The sequence below is a fragment of the Micromonospora sp. NPDC049580 genome (assembly GCF_040675595.1).
Classification (GTDB): domain Bacteria; phylum Actinomycetota; class Actinomycetes; order Mycobacteriales; family Micromonosporaceae; genus Micromonospora.
In genome coordinates this window covers 1-3203 of the sequence record NZ_JBFAPG010000612.1, presented here as the reverse complement: position 1 = coordinate 3203, position 3203 = coordinate 1, and the positions used below count along the sequence as shown (strand labels likewise).

Genomic DNA, 3203 nt, shown 5'->3' with positions numbered 1-3203 from the left:
CGCGCAGCACCCGGGGCAGCACGGCCACCCGGTCCAGCGCGGCAGCCACGCCGTGGACCTCGGCGCCCGGCTGCTCGGCCGGCCGTACGCGATGCCGGTCGGGGTCGCGCCGATGGCGTACCAGCGGCTCGTGCACCCGGACGGGGAACTGGGCCTCGCGGCGGCGGCCGGCGCGGCCGGCGTGCCGTATCTGGCGAGCACGTTGAGCAGCACGCCGATCGAGGAGATCACCGGAGCCGGTGCGGAGGTCTGGTTCCAGCTCTACTGGCTGCGCGACCGGGCGCTGGTCCGCGATCTCCTGGACCGGGTCGTGGCGGCGGGCTGCCACGCGCTGGTGGTCACCGTGGACGTTCCGGTGCTCGGTCGACGCCCACGCGACCTGCGCAACGCGTTCCGCCTCCCGGCCGAGGTGGTCGCCGCGAACCTGCCGCACGGCCGGGACGCCCTGGCGCACGCCGGCGCCCCCGGTGTGTCCGCCATCGCCGCGCACACCGACGCGTCGTTCGAGTCCGCCCTGCGCTGGGCGGATCTGGCCTGGCTGCGTGAGCACGTCGACCTGCCGCTGGTCGTCAAGGGGGTGCTGGATCCCCGCGACGCGGTCGAGGCGGTGCGGATCGGGGCGGACGCGGTGGTGGTGTCCAACCACGGCGGGCGTCAGTTGGACGGGGCGCCGGCCAGCGTCACCATGCTGCCGGAGGTCGTGGACGCCGTCGGCGACGGTGGGCAGGTGCTGCTGGACAGCGGCATCCGTGGAGGCACCGACGTGCTGCGGGCGCTGGCGTTGGGCGCGGCGGGCGTCCTGGTGCTGATCGCCCAGATGATCCCGGGCATCATCATGGCGATGGGCTTCTACGCCATCTACCTCACCCTCGGCGTCCTCAACACGCTGCCGGGCCTGATCCTGGCCGACACGACACTCGCGGTGCCGTTCGCCGTACTGATCTTCACGGCCTTCATGTCCGGCATCCCCGACGAGCTGCTCCAGGCCGCCGTGGTCGACGGCGCGGGACGGCTGCGTACCTTCTGGTCGATCGTGCTGCCGGTCAGCCGGAACTCGATCGTCACGGTGTCGCTCTTCGCGTTCCTGTGGTCCTGGTCGGACTTCATCTTCGCCTCGACCCTGGCCGGCGGTGGCGACCACCAGCCGATCACCCTCGGCATCTACCACTACATCGGCAACAACAACCAGCAGTGGAACGCCATCATGGCCACCGCCGTCGTCGCCTCGATCCCCGCCGCCGTGCTGCTGATCCTGGCGCAGCGGTACGTCTCGATGGGCGTGACCGCCGGCGCCGTCAAGGATTGACCATCCGCGGCGGTCGAGGACTGACCACCCGCACCACAGAAAGGCACCCGCCACCCATGACCGTCGCCCCGTCCGGTCCGGAGTTCGCCATCCAGGACATCCCGTTCAGCTACCGCGGATCCTGGTTCAACATCTCCCCGGTGGTAGCCGAGAAGACGTACGCCGACGACCTGCACCTGGTGTCGCACCAGACCGGGCTGCACCCGGTGCTGCGCCTCTCCCCCACGGCCGCGGGCACCACGGTCGTGGCCACGCCCGCGCTGCTGACCTGGCGTGCCGGTCCCGGTCGGATCGAGGCCGCCTACGACGCACCCGACACCCTGCGGATCCGGGGCCGGCACCTCGGCCTGCGGATCGCCGCGGCCGCGGGCACCCTCACCCCGTTCAGCGGCACCTACCTCTACCTCGACCCGGTCGACGGCTCACACGTCTTCACCTCGTACGAGACCGGGCGCCGCTACCGGGTCACGGTGCTCTCCGGCGCGCTGCGTCGCGCCGACGGCGTCGAGGCGCTCGGCACCGCCGACCGCTGCCTGGACCTCCCCGGCGACCAACCCTGGGAGATCGCCATCGAGGAGTACGCCACCGCCCGCCGGCCGTACGCCGCCGCCGTCCCCTTCGACCGGGTGTGCCGCGACCGCAGCGCCGAGTTCGCCGCGTTCGTCGACGCCGTCGCGCCGTGGCGCGGCGCGGACACCCCGGCCGCCGAACTGGCCGCGTACGTGCTGTGGTCCGCCACCGTCGCCCCGGCGGGCTTCGTCACCCGGCCCGCCGTCCTGATGTCCAAGCACTGGATGGACAAGGTGTGGAGCTGGGACCACTGCTTCAACGCGATCGCGCTCGCGGCCGGTGAGCCGGAGCTGGCCTGGCACCAGTTCCACCTGCCCTTCGACCACCAGGACGGCGCGGGTGCCCTGCCCGACTCGGTCACCCACTCGGAGGTGCTGCACAACTACGTCAAGCCCCCCATCCACGGCTGGGCCCTGCGTCACCTGCGCCGACGCCTCCCCCAGTCACCGGACCGGGCGGCGCTCGCGCAGACGTACGACCGGCTGGCCCGCTGGACCGGGTTCTGGCTCGACGCGCGCCGCGCGCCCGGCCACGACCTGCCGCACTACCAGCACGGCAACGACAGCGGCTGGGACAACGCCACCACGTTCGACGAGGGCCGGGTCGTGCAGACCGCCGACCTGGCCGCGTTCCTGGTCTCCCAGCTGCGGTGCCTGGCCGACCTCGCCACCGAGCTGGGCGAACCTGCCGACCGGTGGTCCCGGGAGGCCGACCGGATCCGGAAGGCCATGATCGGGCAGCTGTGGGACGGCGAGCGCTTCACCGCCCGCAGCCCGCACACCGGGCAGCGGCGGACAAGCCGCAGCCTGCTCGACCTGATGCCGGTCGCTCTCGGCGCCGACCTGCCCGCCCCGATCGCCGACGCGCTGGCCCGGGGCGTCGAGACCCACCTCACCACGCACGGGCTGGCCACCGAACCGACGGACTCGGCCCACTACCTCGCCGACGGCTACTGGCGGGGCCCGATCTGGGCGCCCTCCACCGTGCTGGTCGAGGACGGTCTGCGGCGGGCCGGGCACACCGCGATCGCCGACGACATCAGCCAGCGCTTCCTCGCGCTGTGTGAGAAGTCCGGTTTCGCGGAGAACTTCGACGCCGAGACCGGCGCCGGGCTGCGGGATCGCGCGTACACCTGGACGGCCAGCAGCTACCTCATCCTCGCGGCCGCTCAGGAGGAACGCCGAGCCGCGCGGCGGTAGCCGGCCAGCGTGGGCCCCCCCCCAGGGGGGGGCCCCCCCGCCGGGGGGGGGGGCGTGGGGCCGGGCCCGGCCGGGGCTGGGCCGCAGCGCGGTGGGGGGGGGGTGGTGGCGATGCCGCGGCACCCGGC

Annotated in this window: 2 protein-coding genes and 1 pseudogene; all 3 read left to right on the top strand. The window is 73.6% G+C overall.

All coding sequences use genetic code 11. The features are described from left to right. Window positions 1–805, top strand: a pseudogene (locus AB0J68_RS29915) (alpha-hydroxy acid oxidase); the annotation flags it as partial. Between the two features lie 12 nt (window positions 806–817). Continuing rightward, window positions 818–1306, top strand: coding sequence for a carbohydrate ABC transporter permease (locus AB0J68_RS29910; protein WP_363941952.1), 489 nt, complete (start codon window positions 818–820; stop codon window positions 1304–1306). 56 nt (window positions 1307–1362) lie between these two features. Next, entirely contained in the window at window positions 1363–3075 is a 1713-nt protein-coding gene (locus AB0J68_RS29905) for a trehalase family glycosidase (protein ID WP_354856188.1), read from the top strand. The last annotated feature ends 128 nt before the right edge of the window (window positions 3076–3203 follow it).

What these genes read in the sequence shown, in the direction of transcription:
- AB0J68_RS29910 (WP_363941952.1), top strand. Translation starts at nt 818, where the DNA reads ATGATCCCGGGCATCATCATGGCGATGGGCTTCTACGCCATCTACCTC.
- AB0J68_RS29905 (WP_354856188.1), top strand. Translation starts at nt 1,363, where the DNA reads ATGACCGTCGCCCCGTCCGGTCCGGAGTTCGCCATCCAGGACATCCCG.